At 69.4% G+C, this 18,997-nt stretch carries 12 protein-coding genes, 1 tRNA gene and 2 pseudogenes; 7 read left to right on the top strand and 8 right to left on the bottom strand.

All coding sequences use genetic code 11. The features are described from left to right. Positions 1-3 precede the first annotated feature (3 nt). From AB5T46_RS04205 to AB5T46_RS04230, 6 genes and pseudogenes are all read left to right on the top strand, one after another. Positions 4-567, top strand: coding sequence for an SCO family protein (locus AB5T46_RS04205; RefSeq protein ID WP_370562604.1), 564 nt, complete (start codon positions 4-6; stop codon positions 565-567). Between the two features lie 57 nt (positions 568-624). Next, positions 625-693 (top strand): annotated as a pseudogene (locus tag AB5T46_RS04210) (hypothetical protein); the annotation flags it as partial. A 63-nt stretch (positions 694-756) separates the two neighbouring features. Further along, a pseudogene (locus AB5T46_RS04215) lies at positions 757-956 on the top strand (transposase); the annotation flags it as partial. A gap of 175 nt (positions 957-1,131) precedes the next feature. Beyond that, the gene (gene ispG, locus AB5T46_RS04220; protein ID WP_370562605.1) at positions 1,132-2,418 is read left to right on the top strand and encodes a flavodoxin-dependent (E)-4-hydroxy-3-methylbut-2-enyl-diphosphate synthase; all 1,287 of its coding nucleotides are present in this window, start codon (positions 1,132-1,134) and stop codon (positions 2,416-2,418) included. After that, entirely contained in the window at positions 2,393-3,103 is a 711-nt protein-coding gene (locus tag AB5T46_RS04225) for a phosphatase PAP2 family protein (protein WP_370562606.1), read from the top strand. The genes ispG and AB5T46_RS04225 overlap by 26 nt, the downstream gene beginning before the upstream one ends. A 218-nt stretch (positions 3,104-3,321) precedes the next feature. Continuing rightward, complete coding sequence (locus AB5T46_RS04230) at positions 3,322-6,690, top strand: S8 family serine peptidase (protein WP_370562607.1); 3,369 nt, start codon at positions 3,322-3,324, stop codon at positions 6,688-6,690. 256 nt (positions 6,691-6,946) lie between these two features. On the opposite strand, the gene AB5T46_RS04235 is transcribed toward AB5T46_RS04230, so the two are convergent. From AB5T46_RS04235 to AB5T46_RS04270, 8 genes are all read right to left on the bottom strand, one after another. After that, entirely contained in the window at positions 6,947-7,858 is a 912-nt protein-coding gene (locus tag AB5T46_RS04235) for a DMT family transporter (RefSeq protein ID WP_370562608.1), read from the bottom strand. Positions 7,859-7,972: 114 nt separating this feature from the next. Then, complete coding sequence (gene murB / locus AB5T46_RS04240; RefSeq protein ID WP_370562609.1) at positions 7,973-9,013, bottom strand: UDP-N-acetylmuramate dehydrogenase; 1,041 nt, start codon at positions 9,011-9,013, stop codon at positions 7,973-7,975. Beyond that, positions 9,010-10,071 (bottom strand): quinone-dependent dihydroorotate dehydrogenase, encoded by a 1,062-nt coding sequence (locus AB5T46_RS04245; protein WP_370562610.1) that lies wholly within the window; start codon positions 10,069-10,071, stop codon positions 9,010-9,012. The genes murB and AB5T46_RS04245 overlap by 4 nt, the downstream gene beginning before the upstream one ends. A gap of 1 nt (position 10,072) precedes the next feature. Beyond that, the gene (locus AB5T46_RS04250; protein WP_370562611.1) at positions 10,073-10,354 is read right to left on the bottom strand and encodes a DUF4190 domain-containing protein; all 282 of its coding nucleotides are present in this window, start codon (positions 10,352-10,354) and stop codon (positions 10,073-10,075) included. Between the two features lie 31 nt (positions 10,355-10,385). Beyond that, positions 10,386-11,921 (bottom strand): L-piperidine-6-carboxylate dehydrogenase, encoded by a 1,536-nt coding sequence (gene amaB / locus AB5T46_RS04255; RefSeq protein ID WP_370562612.1) that lies wholly within the window; start codon positions 11,919-11,921, stop codon positions 10,386-10,388. Between the two features lie 167 nt (positions 11,922-12,088). Further along, positions 12,089-12,165 (bottom strand) — tRNA-Arg (locus AB5T46_RS04260). A 180-nt stretch (positions 12,166-12,345) separates the two neighbouring features. Next, positions 12,346-14,448 carry a glucosidase family protein gene (locus AB5T46_RS04265; protein ID WP_370562613.1) on the bottom strand — a complete coding sequence of 701 codons (2,103 nt, stop codon included), beginning with the start codon at positions 14,446-14,448 and terminating at the stop codon, positions 12,346-12,348. Positions 14,449-14,494: 46 nt separating this feature from the next. Next, on the bottom strand, positions 14,495-17,014 hold the full coding sequence (locus AB5T46_RS04270) for a TonB-dependent receptor (protein ID WP_370562614.1): 2,520 nt from the start codon (positions 17,012-17,014) through the stop codon (positions 14,495-14,497). A gap of 268 nt (positions 17,015-17,282) precedes the next feature. Here AB5T46_RS04270 and treF point away from each other — a divergent pair, with 268 nt between their 5' ends. Beyond that, entirely contained in the window at positions 17,283-18,953 is a 1,671-nt protein-coding gene (gene treF / locus AB5T46_RS04275) for an alpha,alpha-trehalase TreF (RefSeq protein ID WP_370562615.1), read from the top strand. Positions 18,954-18,997 lie beyond the last annotated feature (44 nt).

The following is an 18,997-nucleotide window of genomic DNA, read 5'->3' on the forward strand; positions in this document are numbered from 1 at the left end:
CGTATGTCCGCCCGCCTCCTGGCTGCTCTACTGGGCCTCAGCCTTCTCGCAACGCCCCTGCTCGCTGCCGCCGCACCGGCGATCGGAGGACGATTTGCGTTGACGGACCAAGAAGGACGAGCGGTGACGGAGTCGGTACTTCGGGGGCAACCGACTTTGCTCTATTTCGGGTTTACCAGCTGCCCGGATGTCTGCCCTACCGACCTGGTCAAGCTCGCCTCTGTCGCTGCGACGGTGAAGAAACGTCATAGCATGGCAGTTCGTGTTGTGTTCATAACCGTAGACCCGGAGCGAGACCGCCCCGAGGTATTGAAAGCTTATGTCAACGCGTTCTCACCGGACTTCATCGGGTTGACAGGAACCCCTGAACAGATCGCCGATGTAGCGCGCCAATACCATGTCTATTACAAGAAAGTGCCCATAGGTGACAAGGGTGCTTACACCATGGATCATTCGACGTTTGTATTTTTGCTGGACGCCCGAGGGCGGTACGCTGCCCACTACGGCCGCAAACTGACCGCGGAGCAGCTCGCCACCGCCATCGGCACTGCATTGACGGCGCGTTGACTGGTCCCCATCAATGCGGCATCTGGCTGCACTGCGCACTGGCGCCCGTGGCGCGACCTGCCGCCGGAGCTGGGCAACTGGCACACGATCTACACGCGCTTTGCCCGCTTGAAGAAGACCGAGGTCTGGGGGCGCATCCTCGACGCCGTCAGCGACGGCGTCGACTTGGAAGAGGTGTTTATCGACAGTACCGCCATCCGCGCCCACCTGCATGCCGCAGGCGCCCAAAAAAACGTGGCGCGCAGGCACTGGGCCGCTCTCGTGGCGGCTGGTGCACCAAGATCCACATGATCGCCGATGCCTTGGGCAATCCACTGGCCTTCACCCTCACCGGCGCGCAAGCCGCCGACATCACGCAGGCACCCGCGTTGCTCGAAGCGATCCCCCCGCCTTCGCCGCCTTCGCCATCCTGGCTGCTATCTGCGTCTGGTTGGCGTGATTGTTAACAGGACGTAGGAACGATCATGTCGCCCGGGCTACCGGCTATTCATTTGTACCACCCGTGGCGACGGCCTATCTTTCACCGCGGCGGAAAAGGGTTGCCTGGCGCGGTAAAATGCCCGCATGTCCGCACACCCGCTATCAGCACCGCCCTGCCGCAAGGATCCGGCGCCGCCGTTCGGCCCGGCGCCGCGGCGCGCCACCCGGCAGGTGCGCATCGGCGACGTCGTCGTCGGCGGCGACGCGCCGGTGGTGGTGCAGTCGATGACCAACACCGACACCGCCGACGTCGCCGCGACCGCGAAGCAGATCGCCGAGTTGTGGCGGGCGGGCTCGGAGCTGGTGCGGATCACCGTCAACAATCCAGAATCCGCGGCCGCGGTGCCGCGGATCGTCGAGCGGCTGGCGATGCAGGGCATCTCCGTGCCGGTGATCGGCGACTTCCACTACAACGGCCACCAGCTGCTGGCCAACGAGCCGGCCTGCGCCGAGGCGCTGGCCAAGTACCGGATCAATCCCGGCAACGTCGGCTTCGGCAGGAAGAAGGACTTGCAGTTCGCGCAGCTGATCGAGTTCGCGTTGCGCTACGACAAGCCGGTGCGGATCGGCGCCAACTGGGGCTCGCTGGACCAGTCGCTGGCGACCCGGCTGATGGACGAGAACGCGCAGCGCCCCGAGCCCTGGGAAGCCGCGCGGGTGTTGCGCGAGGCGCTGATCCGCTCGGCGCTGGACTCGGCGCAGCGCGCGGTCGAGCTGGGGCTGCCGGCCGAGCGCATCGTGCTCAGCTGCAAGGTCAGCGGCGTGCAGGAGCTGATCGCCGTCTACCGCGATCTCGCCACGCGCTCCGACTTCGCCCTGCACCTGGGCCTGACCGAGGCCGGCATCGGCAGCAAGGGCATCGTCGCCTCCAGCGCCGCGCTGGCGGTGCTGCTGCAGGAGGGCATCGGCGACACCATCCGCATCTCGCTCACGCCGGAGCCGGGCGCCCCGCGCACGCAGGAGGTGGTGGTCGCGCAGGAGCTGCTGCAGACCCTGGGCCTGCGCGCGTTCACGCCGATGGTCACCGCATGTCCCGGTTGCGGACGCACCACGTCGGAGTTCTTCCAGGAGCTGGCCGGACGCGTGCAGGAACACGTGCGCGCGAAGATGCCCGAATGGAAGATCAGCCATCCCGGCGCCGAGAACATGACCCTGGCGGTGATGGGCTGCGTGGTCAACGGCCCCGGCGAATCGCGCCACGCCGACATCGGCATCTCGCTGCCCGGCACCGGCGAGGCGCCGGCCGCGCCGGTGTTCATCGACGGCGAGAAGTCGGTCACCCTGCGCGGCGAGCGCATCGCCGATGAATTCGTCGCCCTGGTCGACGACTACGTCGAGAGGCGCTATGGCCGGCCTGCCGAAGCCGGCTGATCTTCCCGCGACCCTCGCCATCGGCGTCCGCGCGGGCAGGCGCTTTCTCGGCGACCACGGCTCGGCCCTGCTGCTGCTGTTCGGCGGCGTGCTGCTGCCGATGTGGATGTTCTCCGAACTCGCCGACGATATCCGCGAGGCCGAGGCGATCCCCTTCGACGAACCGCTGTTGCAGTTCGCGCATGCGCTGGGACGCGAGGGCTTCGACCGCGTGTTCCTGTTCTTCTCCGCGATCGGCTATGACCGCGGAGTGGTGCCGTTCGACATCGCCCTGGTTGTCGTGCTGCTGGCGCTGCGCCGTTATCGCGAGGGTGTCTTCGCCGCCATCGCGCTGGGCGGATCGGCCCTGCTCAACATCGCCGTCAAGCAGGTGTTCGCGCGCGAGCGCCCGGCGCTGTGGGAATCGATCGCGCCGGAGGCCACCTACAGTTTTCCCAGTGGCCATGCGATGGGCTCGATGAGCCTGGCGCTGGTGTTGGTCCTGCTGGCCTGGCCCACGCGCTGGCGCTGGCCGGCGCTCGCCGCGATGGCGGTCTTCGTGCCGATGGTCGGACTGTCGCGGGTGTATCTGGGCGTGCACTACCCGTCGGACATCCTCGCCGGCTGGGCGGCCGCCTCGATCTGGGTGGTCGGGGCGTACCTGCTGACCTTTCGCCGCCACCGCGGGCCCTGGATGCGGCCCTGACGGGGCCGGCCGGCGCCTCGCAGGTGCCCTGCTGCGGTGCGGAAGCAGAACGTCCGATCCGGGTGTAGAGTCGGATCCGGCGCTCGACCTGCAAGTCGGCGCCGCCCGGCGGACAGGGGCGCCGGTGAGTGTCGAGCCAATTGTCCCGATCGGCGGAAATCCGGTGTTCCGGCTGTCCCGTCCCGATCGCGTTGCCGATATCTTTCCGGGGAAACGACATGTCACGAACGAAGAAGTGGGGTGCGGTGGCCGCGCTGGTAGCGCTGGCCGCCGTTGCCGGTGCCAGCACCATCGATTTCGGCGCCGCCCAGCGCGGCGCCACCGCCACCATTGCGGCGGCCGGCCAGGCGGGGGCCGCGGTCGCCGCGAGTGCCGCGCAGTCCGGCGGTCGTGCCGGCGTCGCGAATCCGGCCGTGGTGCCGGGCCGCGGCCGCGACGATGGCGGCACCTATGTGGTGGTGTTTCGCGAGCCTGCGCTCGGCGCCTACCGCGGCGGCGTGTCCGGCCTGCCGGCACCGCAGCGCAGCGCCGGCGCGCGCGGCAAGCTGCGCCTGGACAGCAAGAGCGCGCGCGCGCGGAACTACGTGAGCTACCTGCGCGGCCGCCAGTTCGAGCTCGAAGGCGACATCGCCCGCGACCTCGGCCGTCCGCTGGCGGTGCGCGAGCGCATGCAGCATGCGGTGAACGGCATCGTCGCCGACCTCGGCGGCGGCGAAGCCGACCGCATCCGCGAACGGCCTGACGTGCTGCTGGTCGAGGAATACCGCGAGTACGTGATGGACACCGACACCGGTCCGGCCCTGATCGGCGCCGAGCCGGTCTGGGACGGCAGCAATCCCGGCGCCGCGGCCGCCTACCAGGGCGAGGGCATTGTGTTCGGCATCCTCGACTCGGGCATCAACTTCGGCAGCCCCTCGTTCGCCGGACAGGATCCGGTGGACGGCTACCAGCACGTCAACCCGCTCGGCGCCGGCAACCATCTCGGCACCTGCGCCACGGGCGGGGTGGACGACGGGCGCTGCAACGCCAAGCTGATCGGCGGTTACGATTTCGTCTGCGAAGCGCCGGGCAACCTGTGCGGCCAGGCCAACGTCCGCGAGGAGCCCGGCTTCGGCGACAGCAACGGCCACGGCAGCCACGTCGCCTCGACCGCGGGCGGCAACCGCCGCGACGTCGACTACCGCGGCAATGCGCGCCGGATCTCGGGCGTGGCGCCGCGCGCCAACATCGTCGCCTTCGACATCTGCTACACCAACACGGCCACCGGGCAGGGCCTGTGTCCCAACGTGTCCGCGGTCGCCGCAATCGACCAGGCGATCGCCGACGGCGTGGTCGACGTCATCAACTATTCGATCGGCGGCGGTTCGCAGCCGTGGAGCGAGGCGGTCTCGCTGGCGTTCCTGGGCGCGGTCGATGCCGGCATCTACATCGCCGCGTCCGCCGGCAACAGCGGCCCCGGCCCGAACACGATGGGCCACCTGGAGCCATGGGTGTCCTCCACCGCCGCTGCCCAGCACGGCCGCGGCGCGTTCGCGGTCCTGCTGCACGTCACCGGACCGGCGCCGGTGCCGGAACCGCTGGCGCCGATCGTGCTGAACGAGGGCAGCAACGGCGTGCCGCATACCACGGCGATCCCGGGGACGACCCCGCTCGTCGTCAGCGCCGATTTCGACGGTGCCGCAGACGGCTGCGCCGCCTATCCCGCGGACAGCTTCGCCGGGGCGATCGCGGTGATGCGCCGCGGCGGCTGCGCGTTCACGATCAAGACCAACAACGCCGCCGCGGCCGGTGCGGTGGCGGCGGTGATCTCCAACAACGACGAGGGCGGGCTGATCCCCTCGGTGCCGGATACCACCATCCCGGCCTTCGGCATCACCCAGGCCGACGGCGACGCCCTGCGCGACTTCGCCTGGGCGCATCCCGACACCACCGCGATGATCGGTTTCCCCGCGGTACCGCTGCCGAACACGGCCGATGCGCTGGGCGACTTCAGCTCGCGCGGACCGGCCGGCGACTTCGACCTGCTCAAGCCGGACGTGACCGCGCCCGGTGTCAGCATCCTGGCCGCGGACGCGGGCACCACCATCACCGGCTTCGAACAGCTGGTCGGACTGAAGAACGGCACCTCGATGGCATCGCCGCACCAGGCCGGTGCCGCCGGCCTGGTGCGCCAGGCGCGGCCGGACTGGACCATGCCGGAGATCAAGTCGGCGCTGGTGATGACCGCCAAGCAGGAAGTGTTCACCGAGGACGAGGTGACGTTGGCCGATCCGTTCGGTCGCGGCGGCGGCCGCATCCGCGTCGACCAGGCGATCAACGCCGGGCTGGTGCTGGACGAGACCGCCGACAACTACCTGGCCGCCAATCCGGCGGACGACGGCGATCCGGCCGCGCTCAACCAGCCGAGTCTTGCCAGCGGGAGCTGCTTCCGGAGCTGCGTGTTCCTGCGCACCTTCCGCAACACGCTGCCGCGCGCGCAGGCGTTCCGGGCGGAGCTGCAGGGACTGCAGGGCATGGTCACGCCGCGGATCGTCAAGATACCGGCCGGTGGCACGCGGACGGTGCGGATCATGGTCGACAGCGACGCGCTGCCGCCGGACGGCAGCTGGCATTTCGGCACGGTCGTGCTGGAGCCGGCCGCACGGCCTGCGCAGCAGGCGGGTCCGACGCTGCGCCTGCCGGTGGCGGTGTCGGTGCCTCCGCCGGAGATCCAGCTGCCGGATCTCGTCCAGGTTTCGCTGGCCCAGGGTCGGCTCGGGAGCGCGAACAGCCAGGTGGGCAACATCGGCGGTTCCACCCTCAGCTACTCGGTCGACAACACCGGGATCGCCACGTTGAACCTGGCCGACGCGCCGCGTGGCGCCGTCAATAGCGGATTCAACAGCAGTTTTCTCACCGACAATGTCACTCCGGCGCTTTTCGCCAGCGACGACTTCACGCTGGTGGGAGACACCACGCTGACGTCGATCTACACGGAAGGGTTCACGGCAGCGTCCGCGTCGCTGGCGGCCGTGACCTCGGAACTGACCTGGAGCATCTTCCCGGATGCGGGCGGCGTTCCGGCAGGCAATCCACAGACCTCTCCCGACGCGGCGGTCTGGCGTTATACGGCGGCGCCGACCAGTGCCGGGATCTCCATTGGCGGCTCGGGACAGATCAACAACGTCGGGCTGGACCTCCAGCAGGCCGGGCAGAGCGTCACCCTGCCGGCAGGGCGCTACTGGCTGGTGGTGAATGCACGGACGACCACCGCGAACCGCTGGCTCTGGTTCGCGTCGAACGACAGCAGCGGCGGCTTCATGACGATCGTTCCGGGACCGGCCGGGACCGGCGTATGGACCGCCAATACGGCGTTCGGAGGCCTGGCGATGCGCATCGACGGGACGGTGGAATGCGGCGCGCCGTGGATGGGCGCTGCGGTTCCGGCGGCGGGCAGCCTGGCGCCGGGGGCGACGCGTCCGCTCCGTGCGACCGTGAGCAGCGCCGGCCTGACGCCGGGCATCTACTCGGCGAACCTGTGCGTGTCCAGCAACGATCCGGTCACGCCGAAGGCGGCGGGACCGATCAGGTTGACGGTCACGCCGTAGGCAGCGATTCCGTCGCGGTACGTGCGAGGGCCCGCCATCGGCGGGCCCTCTTTTTGGTGCCTTCCCGGCGGCACATGGCCGCCTCCGTAGGAGCGCGCCATGCGCGCGATGCCGCGGGCATCGCGCCGCCCGCAAATTCCGGTGACCGGCGCGCCTGCCGGTCCAGAATCGCGGCATCCACCGGATCCTGCCGGCATCACCGGCATCGCGCGCATGGCGCGCTCCTACGGAAGATGGATGGCAATCCCGGGTGGGCTCATTCGCCCGGCTTGGCGGCCTCGATCGGTGCACTGGTCGCGGCGCGCCGCGCCAACCGGGCCTCGCGATGGGCGATGTAGGCATTGGCGACGAAGATGATCGTTGCGCCGGCGATGGTCCAGGCGTCGACGGTCTGCCCGAACAGCACCCAGCCGAACAACGCCACCACCGGCAGCTGCATGAAGCTGATCGGGGTCAGCGCCGAGACCTCGCCGAGTTTCAGCGCGCGGGTCCACAGCATGTGGCCGCCGGTGCCGAGCACGCCGGAGGCGACCACCCAGATCCAGGTGGCGCCCTGTGGCCATTCCCACACCGCCAGTGCCGGCAGCAGCGACATCGGCACCCAGAACAGCGTGGTCCAGATGACGATGCGGTCGGCCGGCTCGGTGCGCGAGAGTTCCTTGATCTGGATCGCCACCAGCCCGCTCAGCATCGCCGCGGCCACCGCGACCAGCATCCCCGGAGTGAATTCGCCGCTGCCGGGGCGCAGGATCACCAGCACGCCGAGGAAGCCGAGCCCCACAGCGGTCCAGCGCCGCGCACGCACCTGCTCGTGCAAGAAGATCACCGCGGCAATGGTGACGAAGATCGGGGTCGAGTAGGACAGAGACACCGCCTGCGCCAGCGGCAGGTTGCCGATCGCCCAGAACCCGCAGAACATCGACAGCATGCCGATCAGGCAGCGCACGAAATAACGCGGCAGCTGCGCGGTCTTCAGGAAACCGATCCCGCGGCCGCGGCGCATCAGCAGCGGCAGCGCCGCCGCCAGGCCGAAGAAGTTGCGGAAGAACGCGATCTCGAACGTGTGCAGGGTTTCCGAAGCCAGCCGGATCGCGATCACCATCATCGCGAAGAACAGGGTGCTGCCGAGCATCAGCAGGGCGGCGCGGGTGGGTTGCGAAACTGGCATGAAAAGGCAGGTCAGAAGACTGTCGAAGGGATCGCCCGTAGAGCGGAGCTTGCTCCGCTGCTCCCGGCTCCGGAGCCCGCGTAGCGGAGCAAGCTCCGCTCTACGGGGGACGGTTCACCATGTCGCGCCGACGATCCGCGGCTCGGGTTCCAGCGCCACGCCGAAGCGTTCCTGCACCGATGCCGCGATGCGGCGGGCGAGATCGAGCAACTGCGCTCCGCCGGCGCCGCCGTGGTTGACCAGCACCAGCGCATGGCGGCCGGACACGCCGGCGTCGCCTTCGCGATGGCCCTTCCAGCCGCAGGCGTCGATCAGCCAGGCGGCCGAGAGCTTGCGACTGGCGTCGTCGCCGCCGGGGAATGCCGGCAGGGCAGGGTGCGCGCGTTGCAGCGATTCCGCCTGCGCCAGCGGCATGATCGGATTCTTGAAGAAACTGCCGGCGTTGCCGGTCACCGCCGGATCCGGGAGCTTGCGCCTGCGGATCCGGCAGACCGCCTCGGCGATCTGCGAGGCGGTCGGCCGGTCGATGCCCATCGCGGCGAGTTCGGCACCGACGCCGGCGTAGTCGAGCCGCGGTGCCGGCGTGCGCGAGAGCACGAACTCCACCGCGGCGACCACGTGCCGCTCCGGCTCGCGCTTGAAGCGGCTGTCGCGATAGGCGAACCCGCACGCGTCGCGGTCGAACCGGCGCAACGTCCGGTCCTTGCGATCGAAGGCTTCGACCACGTGGATGCGCTCGCGCACCTCGACGCCGTAGGCGCCGATGTTCTGGATCGGCGCGGCGCCGACGGTGCCGGGAATCAACGCCAGGTTCTCCAGCCCGGCCAGGCCGCGGCCGAGCGTCCACAGCACCAGCGCGTGCCAGTCGACGCCGGCATCGGCGCGCACGATCGCGGTGTCGCCGTCGTCGGCCAGCAAGCGGATCTGCTGGCCGCCGAGCGCCAGCACCGCGCCGGGCGGATCAGCCGCGAACAGCAGGTTGCTGCCGCCGCCGAGCACCAGCACCGGGCCGTCGCGCAGCATGGCATTGCCGAACAGCTCCGGCAGCGACGCGGCGTCGCGCACCTCCACCAGCAGGTCCGCGGTGGCGGGCACGCGGAAGGTGTTGCGCGCCTGCAGCGGGGCGCGCTCGGCCAGTCGATACGCGGGGCTCATGCCGGACTCGGAGGGAGGTTGCCGCGGCTCGGCGCTTCCTTGCGGCGCCGGATCGCGTCCACGCATTCGCCGATCAGTTCCGGGCCGCGATAGATCAGCCCGGTGTAGACCTGTACCAGGCTGGCGCCGGCCGCCATCTTCTTGACCGCGTCGGCACCGGACAGGATCCCGCCGACGCCGACCAGCGGGATCGACTCGGGCAGGCGCGTGCGCAGCATGCGCAGGACCGCGGTCGACTTGTCCATCAGCGGCGCGCCCGACAGGCCGCCGGTCTCGCGCGCGCGCGGATCCTCCTGCACGGCGATGCGCGAGACGGTGGTGTTGGTGGCGATCACGCCGTCGACCTGCAGGTCCGACAGCACCCGGGCGGCAGCCTCGATGTCCTCGTCGCTGAGGTCGGGTGCCATCTTGACCAGCATCGGCACCCGCCGGCCGTGCCGCGCGCCCAGCCGCTCCTGTGCCTCGCGCAGGGTGCCGACCAGGCGCCGCAGCGCCTGTTCCTCCTGCAGCTCGCGCAGGCCGGCGGTGTTGGGCGAGGAGATGTTGACGGTCAGGTAATCGGCCAGCGGATAGAGCCGCTCCAGGCAGTGCAGGTAGTCGCGGGCGGCGTCCTCGTTCGGCGTGTCCTTGTTCTTGCCGATGTTGATGCCGAGCAGGCCACCGCGGCGGCGCGCGCGGCCGACGTTGGCGACCAGCGCGTCGACGCCGTCGTTGTTGAAGCCCAGCCGGTTGACGATGGCGCGATGCCGGGGCAGGCGGAACATCCGCGGCTTCGGATTGCCCGCCTGTGGTTTCGGGGTCACCGTGCCGACCTCGACGAAGCCGAAACCGAGCGCCAGCAGCGCGTCGACATGGGCGCCGTTCTTGTCCAGGCCGGCGGCGAGACCGACGGGATTGGGGAAGGTCAGGCCGAAGGCCTGCACCGGGAACGCGCGGCGGCGCCCGCTCAGCAGCGGATTGAGGCCGCTGCGCCAGGCCGCTTCCAGCGCCGTGAAGGCCAGCGCATGCGCCCGTTCCGGATCCAGGCGGAACAGCAGCGGACGGGCGATGCCGTACATGTCAGTCCAGCATCCCCATCCACGCCAGGCCGCCGAAGAACAGCACCAGTGCGGTCAGCAGCACCAGCGACAGGACGATCATCGCGTAACCGAGGATCAGCCCGGCCAGCGCCAGGCCGTCGCCCTCGTAGCGCTCCGGCGCGCGCCGGATCTCGGCGCGCGCCAGGTGTCCGGTGACCACCGCGACCAGGCTGGCCATTAGCGGAAACGGCAATATCCCCAATATGCCCGAGATCAGGCTGATCACCGCCAGCGGGTGGCTCTGTCGCGTCGGTGTGCTCATGGCTCGCCTCGGGCTCAGGTTAAGGGGTTGCTCAGAGTTCGAACTTGATTCCCTGCGCCAGCGGCATCGCGTCCGAATAGTTGATGGTATTGGTCTGCCGGCGCATGTAGGCCTTCCACGCGTCCGAGCCCGACTCCCGGCCACCGCCGGTCTCCTTCTCGCCGCCGAAGGCGCCGCCGATCTCGGCGCCGGAGGTGCCGATGTTGACGTTGGAGATGCCGCAGTCGGAACCGGCCGCGGACAGGTAGGCCTCGGAGACCTTGAGGTTGGTGGTGAAGATCGCCGACGACAGCCCCTGCGGCACGGCGTTCTGCATGGCGATGGCCTCGTCCAGGTCCTCGTACTTCATCATGTACAGGATCGGGGCGAAGGTCTCGGTCTGCACGATCTCGCTGTCGTTGCCCAGGCCGGTGATCAGGGTCGGCAGCACGAAGTTGCCCTTGCGGTCGCTCAGCGCCGCGCCGCCGCTGGCGATGGTGCCGCCGGCCGCCTTGGCCTTCTCGATCGCGGCCAGGTACGCCTGGACGCCTTCGGCGCTGTTCAGCGGACCCATCAGGTTGGCGGGGTCGGTGGGATCGCCGATCCGCTTCTCCACCTGCTTGTAGCCGGCGACCAGCTTCTCCAGCACGGTGTCGTAGATCGAGGCGTGCACGATCAGGCGCCGGGTCGAGGTGCAGCGCTGGCCGGCGGTGCCGACCGCGCCGAATACGATCGCCGGGATCGCCAGCGCGAGGTCGGCGCTCTGCTCGACGATGATGGCGTTGTTGCCGCCCAGCTCCAGCAGCGAACGGCCCATGCGCCTGGCGACGCGCTCGCCGACCTGGCGGCCGATCCTGGTCGAGCCGGTGAAGCTGATCAGCGGAATGCGGCGGTCGTCGACGAACTGCTGCGCCAGTTCGGTGCCGGCGTCGTTGATCAGGAAGAAGATGTCGGGGAATCCGCCTTCCTTCAGCGCCTCGTTGCAGATCTTCATCGACGCGATCGCCGACAGCGGCGTCCGCGGCGACGGCTTCCAGATGCAGATGTCGCCGCAGGCCGCGGCCACGAACGCGTTCCACGCCCACACCGCCACCGGGAAGTTGAACGCGCTGATGATGCCCACCACGCCGACCGGATGCCACTGCTCGTACATGCGATGGCCGGGGCGCTCGCTGTGCATGGTCAGGCCGTAGAGCTGGCGCGACAGGCCGACGGCGAACTCGCCGATGTCGATCATCTCCTGCACCTCGCCGTCGCCCTCGGGCTTCGACTTGCCCATCTCCAGGGCGACCAGCGAGCCGAGCGCGTCCTTGTTGCGGCGCAGGGCGTCGGCGCACAGGCGCACGGCCTCGCCGCGACGCGGCGCCGGCGTCGTGCGCCAGACCTTGAAGGCGGCCTGGGCGCGCGCGACGACGGTCTCGTAGTCGGCCTGCGACGTGCCCCGCACCTGCGCCAGCACCTCGCCATCGGTCGGGTTGACCGGCTCCAGCAGGCCGGCGGAGGCGTCGTTCGACCATTCGCCGTTGCCGAGGTAGGTGCCGGATTCGTTGCCGGTGAGGTCGAGGGCGGTGAGGACGGGATGAGGCATCAAGGGCTCCTGTGGACGAGACGAGAAACGAGTGGAGAGGAACGAGGAACGAGTGGCGGGGCTTTACGGCCCGGTCGTAGTGGCGGCGGCGACGGATACGGAGACGATGCAGGCGCGGATCGGCGCCTTCTCTCGTTTCTCGTTCCTCTCCACTCGTTCCTGGCTTCTGGCGACCCCGGCACGATTCGAACGTGCGACCTTCCCCTTAGGAGGGGGACGCTCTATCCAGCTGAGCTACGGGGCCGTAGCCGGGTATTTTCGCACGGAGGCGGCGCTTTCCCAAACGGAACGGCTCTTGCAGTCACGTGGTGCCGCGTTTATCCACACCGTCCGTTTCCAGGCCGGGCCGCGGCGGATGCTGCGGCCGGAGCCGCCCAGGACGCGGACCGGCGATGAAAGCGTTCCGGCCCGGATCGCGGATCGGCTACGGGACCGCGGAGACGATCGGCGGGACGGATCGGCGCGGTTCCGGCTCGTGCCGTGCGTCTTCCGGCGCCGGCGGCGGAATCGCCAGGTAGACGGTGCTCCACAGCTGCGCGGCGTTGGATTCGTCGGCATCGCCGCTGCTCTGGCCGAAGGGCTCGATTCGGTAGCGGCCGTCGTCGTACGACCAGGACCACAGCTCCGAGGTGCGTATCGCCCGGGTGGCGTCGATCACGCGCCACACGCGTCGCTGCGCGTCCCGCAGCCGTGTGCGGGACGCGGCGGGCAGGTCGTCGCGCTGCAACTGGCGCGCCAGTCCGGCGGCCAGCAAGGCCTGCTGCCACGACCAGACCACGGTGCCGTGATAGGCGGTGCGGCCGAATTCCGCGGCGATGCCGGCGTCGGCATAAGCCGGATTGGCGACCAGCAGGCCCGCGCCGGTCAGCAGGCCGGCGGGGAAGGGGCGCAGGATGTTCTCGACCAGGGTCTCCAGGACCTGCGGCTCCGGCTCCAGGAACAGCAGGGCGAAGCCGCCGTCGGAATGCAGGACCGGGATCGGCCTGCCTGCCGCATCCAGCGCCAGCGCATCGAAGCGCAGTCCGGCGTGCGGAACGCTGGCCAGCGCCGGCGCCGGATCGATGCCCTGCGCTTGGGCATGGCGGACGATCGCCTCGCGGGCGGCCGGCGCCGTCAGCGTCGTCCGGAACAGCGGCGGGGCCTGCCGCGACCAGACGGCGGCCTGGTCGCGGGCGGTGGAAAACGCCTGTCGCTGTTCCGCGTTGGCATAGGGCTTCAGCAGGTCGGTTCGCTGGAAGCGTGCGATCGCATCGAGTGCCGCCGGCATGAACACCGCATTGACGTCGTAGGGGGTGCGGCCGCCGGCCAGTCCCTCCTGGCTGTCGCGCCACTGCCCGGTGTTGCGGCCCGGCTTGAGCGAGACCAGGTGGCCGGCGACGGGTCGTCGCGAGAACGCCCGCGCCGATCGGAGAACGAAGTCGAAGTTGCGCGCCAGCGCCGCGCCGAGCGGCTCGCCGGCCGTGGTCGTGCGCGCGAGGAACGCGGCGGCGCGGGTACGGCCTTGCGGACGATCGAGCAGATAGGCCGCGGCCACGGGCGCCAGCATCAGGTCGTCGTCGATCATGGCGTAGTCGTAGATCGGCGTATCGTCCGTCCCGGCTCCCGGGGCATCGTCCTCGCGACGGCGCAGGAGGGCGAATTCGCCGATGTCTTCCTCGTGCGCCACCTCGCCCTGCGCGTCGAGCCGCTCGAGCACGGAGGCCAGGCCGTCCTCGATCGCCGCCGGCTGCAGGCCCGGCAGCAACAGCCGCAGGGACATCAAGGTGTCGCGGCCGAAGTAGGTATTGAAGCGCCAGGAGCCGGCGAGGAACTTCTCCCGATAGCTCAGGAACTGCAGCGCCTGGCGACTGCGCGGATCACGGTCGGCGCCCGCGTCGAACAGGTCTTCCGCCGCGATCGGGGTGAGCGGCTGTTCGCCGGTGAGCGCGGCGATGCGCAGGCGCAGCGGTTCGCCCTCGCGCGCGGGCGTCAGCACCAATGGCGTGCCGTCGCCGCCATGAACACGGCCGTCGAGCAGCTCGATCGAGACCGCATAGCCGGGCTTCCCGTCGATGCGCGCTCGTGCCCAGGCCACGCCTTGCGCCGACACCTGTGCGGGGGTGGCGACCGACGCCGGATAAGCGGTCCCGAGCTGGAAATCGCGCAGCACGCGCACGCTGCCCAGCACCGCGTCGCGGACCACCAACCGGCTTGCGTCCACGCTCGCCTCCGCCGCGATGCCGTGCAGCGGCCTGCCCGACGCATCGGGTCGGCTGATGCCCTCCACTTCGCCCAGCGTCCATCGCACCGGCATGGAGGTCGCTTCGAACCACACGCCCACGCCGCTGTTGCCGGCCGGAAACGCGACCAGCAGGCGCGGCCGGCGACCGGAACCGAGCAACAGGTGCGCCGCGACCGGCCCCTGCCGGTGGAAGGCATTGAGCACGCTGCCTTCCACCACCCGGAACTGCAGCGGCGCGTCGACATCGCCGGCGGTTGCGATGCCAGGCATCCACGACAGCAACAGGGCCAGCAGGAATCGTCTCATGGCGGTGCAGCCCGGCGGCGGCATTTGCCGGCATGCGTCTCCGGTGTCACCACATGTACTTCGCCTGCAGGTTGACCTCGCGGCCCTCGAGCGGGCGCGCCAGCAGCACGCCGTCGGTGCCGGCGGCGCTGCCGAAAATGCGCGAGTTGCTCTCGGTCAGGCCCAGCTGGTTGGTCATGTTGGTGCCGCGCACGTTGAACTGCCAGTTCATGCCGACGTTGGCCGTCACCCCGAAATCCCAGGTGTGGTACGAGCCCAGCTGCTGCAGCCCGGACTGGTCCTGGGTGTGGTCGCCGACGTGGGTGTAGGTGACGTACGGCAGGATGTCGCCCCAGCCGAAGGCGAAGCGGTAGCTGGGCGTGAACATGTAGCGCAGCTTGGGCTGGCGCTGCAGCTGCTTGCCTTCGATCGGCTCGCAGGCGTCGTCGCCGTTGACGTCGACGTACTCGATGCAGGCGTCGTAGTCGGTGTACTCGCCGTCGAGGTAGTTGGCGACCAGCTGCAGGCGCAGGTTCTCGACCGGCGTCACGGCGCCGATGAAGTTGACGCCCCAGGAGTCGGAGCCGTAGATCAGCGGGCGGCCCTCGGGCGTGCCGGCGTTGTCGGTCGGCTGGTAGGGCAGGCCGCTGAACCTGCGCCGGTAGGCGCTGACGTCGGCGTACAACAGGTCCGACTGGTACTTGAAGCCGATCTCGTAGTTGCGGATCTTGTGCAGCGGCGGGAAGTCGCCGTCGGTGGTGCCGCGGATGCCGTTGTCGAAGTCGACGAAGTGCCCGCCGGTGTTGACGCGGCCGTACGCCGACATGCGCTCGGTAAAGGAATAGTTGGCGCCGGCGGTCCACGACGGATGGGTCTTGTCGTAGCGGATCCTGGCGTAGGTGCCGTCGCAGATCGAGGTCTCGCTGTCGTACTCGGTCGAGGAATCCCCGTCGAGGTCGATCTCGGTGAGGTTGCAGACGTTGTTGGTCGCGTCCTGGTTCTCGATGCGCCCGGACAGGTCCAGCAGCCACTTGCCGATGCGCCAGGAGTCGGACAGGTACAGGGCGGTATTGGTGGCGCGGCCGTGCTGGGCGATGTTGAAGGTGCCGTAGTCGAGCAGGCCCTGGTCGTCGGTGCGCTGGCGGAGAACGCCGTCGGCGTCGACGTAGCTGACGGTGATCGGCGTGGCGTTGGGCTCGTTGGTCATCAGCATCTGGTTGCCCAGCGCCCATCTGTCGTCCATGGTGTAGTGGTTGACGTAGAGCCCGAGGGTGAGGGTATTGCCCTCGAACAGCTCCTTGCTCAGGCGGAAGTCGTTGTTGATGCTCTTCAGGTGCTTGTGGATGTGCCACCAGCCCTGCGCGATCACGCTCTGGTCGCCCGGCACCGTGCCGCCGCCGACGAAGGTGGCCGTGGCCGAGCCGGCCGGCAGCTCGAGCCCGCCCGGGGTGCCGACGGTGTACAGCATGTCGTCCAGCGTCGCCGGGTTGTTGCCGGAGAACAGGGCGTTGGTGTCGGCATCGCCTTCGTCGAACAGGAACCTGTCGCTGATCGACCAGCCGTTGTCGAACTCGTAATCGAAGTTGCCGCCGAAGAAGAAGAACTTCGCCCCGCGGCCGTCGGCCAGGTCCGCTTCCGTGCCGCCGCCCGGATAGCCGGGCAGGCGCACGTGCTGGATGGCCCGGCTGTAGTAGGTGTCCTTCAGCGGATCGAAACCGGGATAGGCCCTGAAGTTGTCCTCGCCGACCTGGATCAGCGGGATCGGCGTGATGAACTGGTTCTTGTCGTTGAGGTAGCGCGCGTACAGGACCAGCGTGCCCCGGTCGAAATCGCGCGCCAGGGTGGCGGTCAGCTGGCCGCCTTCGTCGGCCTTGAATTCAGGGCTGCGCACACCGTCCGAGCTGCGCCAGAAGCCGCCGAAGCTGCCGTACCAGCCGTCCGCGATCTTGAAACCGGAGAATCCGTCCAGCCGCCACAGGCCCTCGTTGCCGTAGGTCACGCCGATGCTGCCGGTCGGCACCTCGCTGCCGGTCTTGAGGAAGAAGTTGGCGGTGGCGCCCATCTGGCCGTCGGCGAACACCACCGACGGGCCGCCCTGCAGGATCTCGACGGACTCGATGGTGTCGTCGAGCCGGAACAGGGAGGTGGTCTCGAAGAACGACAGCGTCGGCATGCCGTACAGCGGCGAGCCCATCAGCAGCGTGGAGAAGTAGGGCGCATCGCCGCCTCCGGGAAAGCCGGCGATCTCGATGTTGGCGCCGGTCTGGCCGCCGGTCGATTCGGGCCACATGCCCGGGGAGATCTTCAGCAGGTCCGCGGTGCTCTTGGGGTTCGACTGCCTGATCTCCTCGGCACTGGCGGTGACGATGTTGTAGCTCGCCTCCAGCTTCGTCACGCCCCCCGCCGCGCTGCCGGTCACGACCACCGTGTCGAGCGTGGTCGCCCTGTCGGCGGTCGATTGCGTCGCGGTGTCCTGTGCAGGCGCGTCGCTCGGTTCCGGCTGCGTCTGCGCCTGTGCGAAGGCCGGCGACAACGCGGCGACGATCGCGAGCGACAACGTGCAACGGGGACTGCTGAGTCGATTCATGAAAGCTCCTCCCGGAAAATCGTGGTGCCGAGCGCCCGCGGCCTGCGTCCGCCGGCAACGGCGGCCCCGGCGCGTGAAAGTCCGCGTGCGTTTTTTTTCAGCGGCGCAGCCGTGCGATCGTTCATGGATCGCGCGCGGCGGCCGCCAAGGGAGTTGCGGCTCTGCAGCGTGAAAACAGCGTGAAACGCCGGGGTTTCCGACCAAAGCCGCTGCCGTGTCGCTATGCTGGCCGCGGCAGATCCACCTTCTATGCGTGGGAGGAAAGTCGATGACGGACGATACGATCGCGGCTTCGGGAATGCGCCGGACGAGAGCGACGGCGTGGATGCTGCTGCTCTGGCTGTCGCTGCAGGCGCCGGCGATGGCCGGCATCTGCGTCCCCGGCCTGCCGCAGCTCTACGGGCAGCTGTTCGAGGATGCGCAGGAGGTCCTGACCGACAAGAAGGCTTTCGTGGACGCGGCGCCGCAGCAGCCGCCGGCCGGCATCGCCGCCGAGTACGAGAACGTCCGCGACACGTCCGGTTTCGACCTGCGCGCCTTCATCGCCGAGCAGTTCGTCATGCCGCCGCTGGCGGGCGGCGACTACCGGACCGATCCGGACCATGACGTGCGCGAGCACATCGATGCCCTGTGGAGCGTGCTGGAGCGCAAGCCGGGAGCTGCGGATCCACGGACCTCGCTGCTGCCGCTGCCGCATCGCTACATCGTCCCGGGCGGTCGTTTCGACGAGATCTACTACTGGGATTCCTACTTCACGATGCTGGGCCTGGAGGAAAGCGGCCGCCATGACCTGGTCGTCGACATGGTGAAGAACTTCGCCTGGCTCATCGACCGCTACGGCCACATCCCGAACGGCAACCGCACCTACTACCTGAGCCGCTCGCAGCCGCCGTTCTTCGCCGCCATGGTGAACCTGCTTGCCGAGCGCGACGGACCGTCGGTGCTGTCGACGTACCTGCCGCAGCTCGCCAGGGAGTACGCATTCTGGATGCAGGGCAGCGAGCGGCTCGCGCCGGGCCAGGGGCACCGGCGCGTCGTGCGGCTGGCGGACGGATCGCTGCTCAATCGCTACTGGGACGACTGCGACACGCCGCGCGAGGAAAGCTACGGGCGCGACGTCGCGACCGCGGTCGCGTCCGGCCGTCCTGTCGCGGAGGTCTACCGCAACCTGCGCGCCGGCGCGGAGAGCGGCTGGGACTACAGCTCGCGCTGGTTCGCCGACAGCGAGACGCTGGAGACGATACGCACCATCGAGATCGTGCCGCCCGATCTGAACAGCCTGCTCTACAACCTCGAGCGCACGCTCGCCGAGGCCTACCGTGTCGCAGGGCAGCCGGACAACGCGGCACGGCTGCAAGAGCGCGCCGACGAGCGCAAGGCCGCGATGCGGCGTCACCTGTGGCATGCCGGGAACGGCGTGTTCGCGGACTACCTGTGGCAGGAAGGGCGGCCGACCGACAACGTCACCGCCGCGACGCTCTATCCGTTGTTCTTCGGCATCGCCGACCGCCGCCAGGCCGCGCAGGTGGCGTCCCGCGTGCGCGCCTCGTTGCTGCAGCCGCACGGGCTGGCGGCGACGACCGTCCGCACCGGCGAGCAGTGGGACCTGCCCAACGGCTGGGCGCCCCTGCAATGGATCGCGATCCAGGGCCTGGACGACTATGGCGAGCGGGAATTGGCCGCCTCGATCGCCGAGCGCTGGATCCGCCACAACATCGCCGTGTTCCGGGAAACGGGCAAGCTGGTCGAGAAATACGACGTCACCGGCACGGGTGGCGCCGGTGGCGGCGGCGAATACGAACTGCAGGACGGGTTCGGCTGGACCAACGGCGTGCTACGCAAGCTCATGGCGCTGTACCCGGCGTCCGCGACATTCGGGGCTGCGGAGCCGGTCGGCAAGACGTCGGCAAGACGGATGCGACAGCGATATCTCCCGTGACGGCCGTCGCCCGAACGGAATAGAGGTCGCCGTCACGACGGCGC

The sequence above is a fragment of the Luteimonas salinilitoris genome, assembly GCF_041300785.1.
Classification (GTDB): Bacteria; Pseudomonadota; Gammaproteobacteria; order Xanthomonadales; family Xanthomonadaceae; genus Luteimonas; species Luteimonas salinilitoris.

Bases quoted from the DNA above. Each gene is read 5' to 3' on its own strand.
- AB5T46_RS04205 (WP_370562604.1), top strand. From the start codon at position 4: ATGTCCGCCCGCCTCCTGGCTGCTCTACTGGGCCTCAGCCTTCTCGCA.
- ispG (WP_370562605.1), top strand. From the start codon at position 1,132: ATGTCCGCACACCCGCTATCAGCACCGCCCTGCCGCAAGGATCCGGCG.
- AB5T46_RS04225 (WP_370562606.1), top strand. From the start codon at position 2,393: ATGGCCGGCCTGCCGAAGCCGGCTGATCTTCCCGCGACCCTCGCCATC.
- AB5T46_RS04230 (WP_370562607.1), top strand. From the start codon at position 3,322: ATGTCACGAACGAAGAAGTGGGGTGCGGTGGCCGCGCTGGTAGCGCTG.
- AB5T46_RS04235 (WP_370562608.1), bottom strand. From the start codon at position 7,858: ATGCCAGTTTCGCAACCCACCCGCGCCGCCCTGCTGATGCTCGGCAGC.
- murB (WP_370562609.1), bottom strand. From the start codon at position 9,013: ATGAGCCCCGCGTATCGACTGGCCGAGCGCGCCCCGCTGCAGGCGCGC.
- AB5T46_RS04245 (WP_370562610.1), bottom strand. From the start codon at position 10,071: ATGTACGGCATCGCCCGTCCGCTGCTGTTCCGCCTGGATCCGGAACGG.
- AB5T46_RS04250 (WP_370562611.1), bottom strand. From the start codon at position 10,354: ATGAGCACACCGACGCGACAGAGCCACCCGCTGGCGGTGATCAGCCTG.
- amaB (WP_370562612.1), bottom strand. From the start codon at position 11,921: ATGCCTCATCCCGTCCTCACCGCCCTCGACCTCACCGGCAACGAATCC.
- AB5T46_RS04265 (WP_370562613.1), bottom strand. From the start codon at position 14,448: ATGAGACGATTCCTGCTGGCCCTGTTGCTGTCGTGGATGCCTGGCATC.
- AB5T46_RS04270 (WP_370562614.1), bottom strand. From the start codon at position 17,014: ATGAATCGACTCAGCAGTCCCCGTTGCACGTTGTCGCTCGCGATCGTC.
- treF (WP_370562615.1), top strand. From the start codon at position 17,283: ATGACGGACGATACGATCGCGGCTTCGGGAATGCGCCGGACGAGAGCG.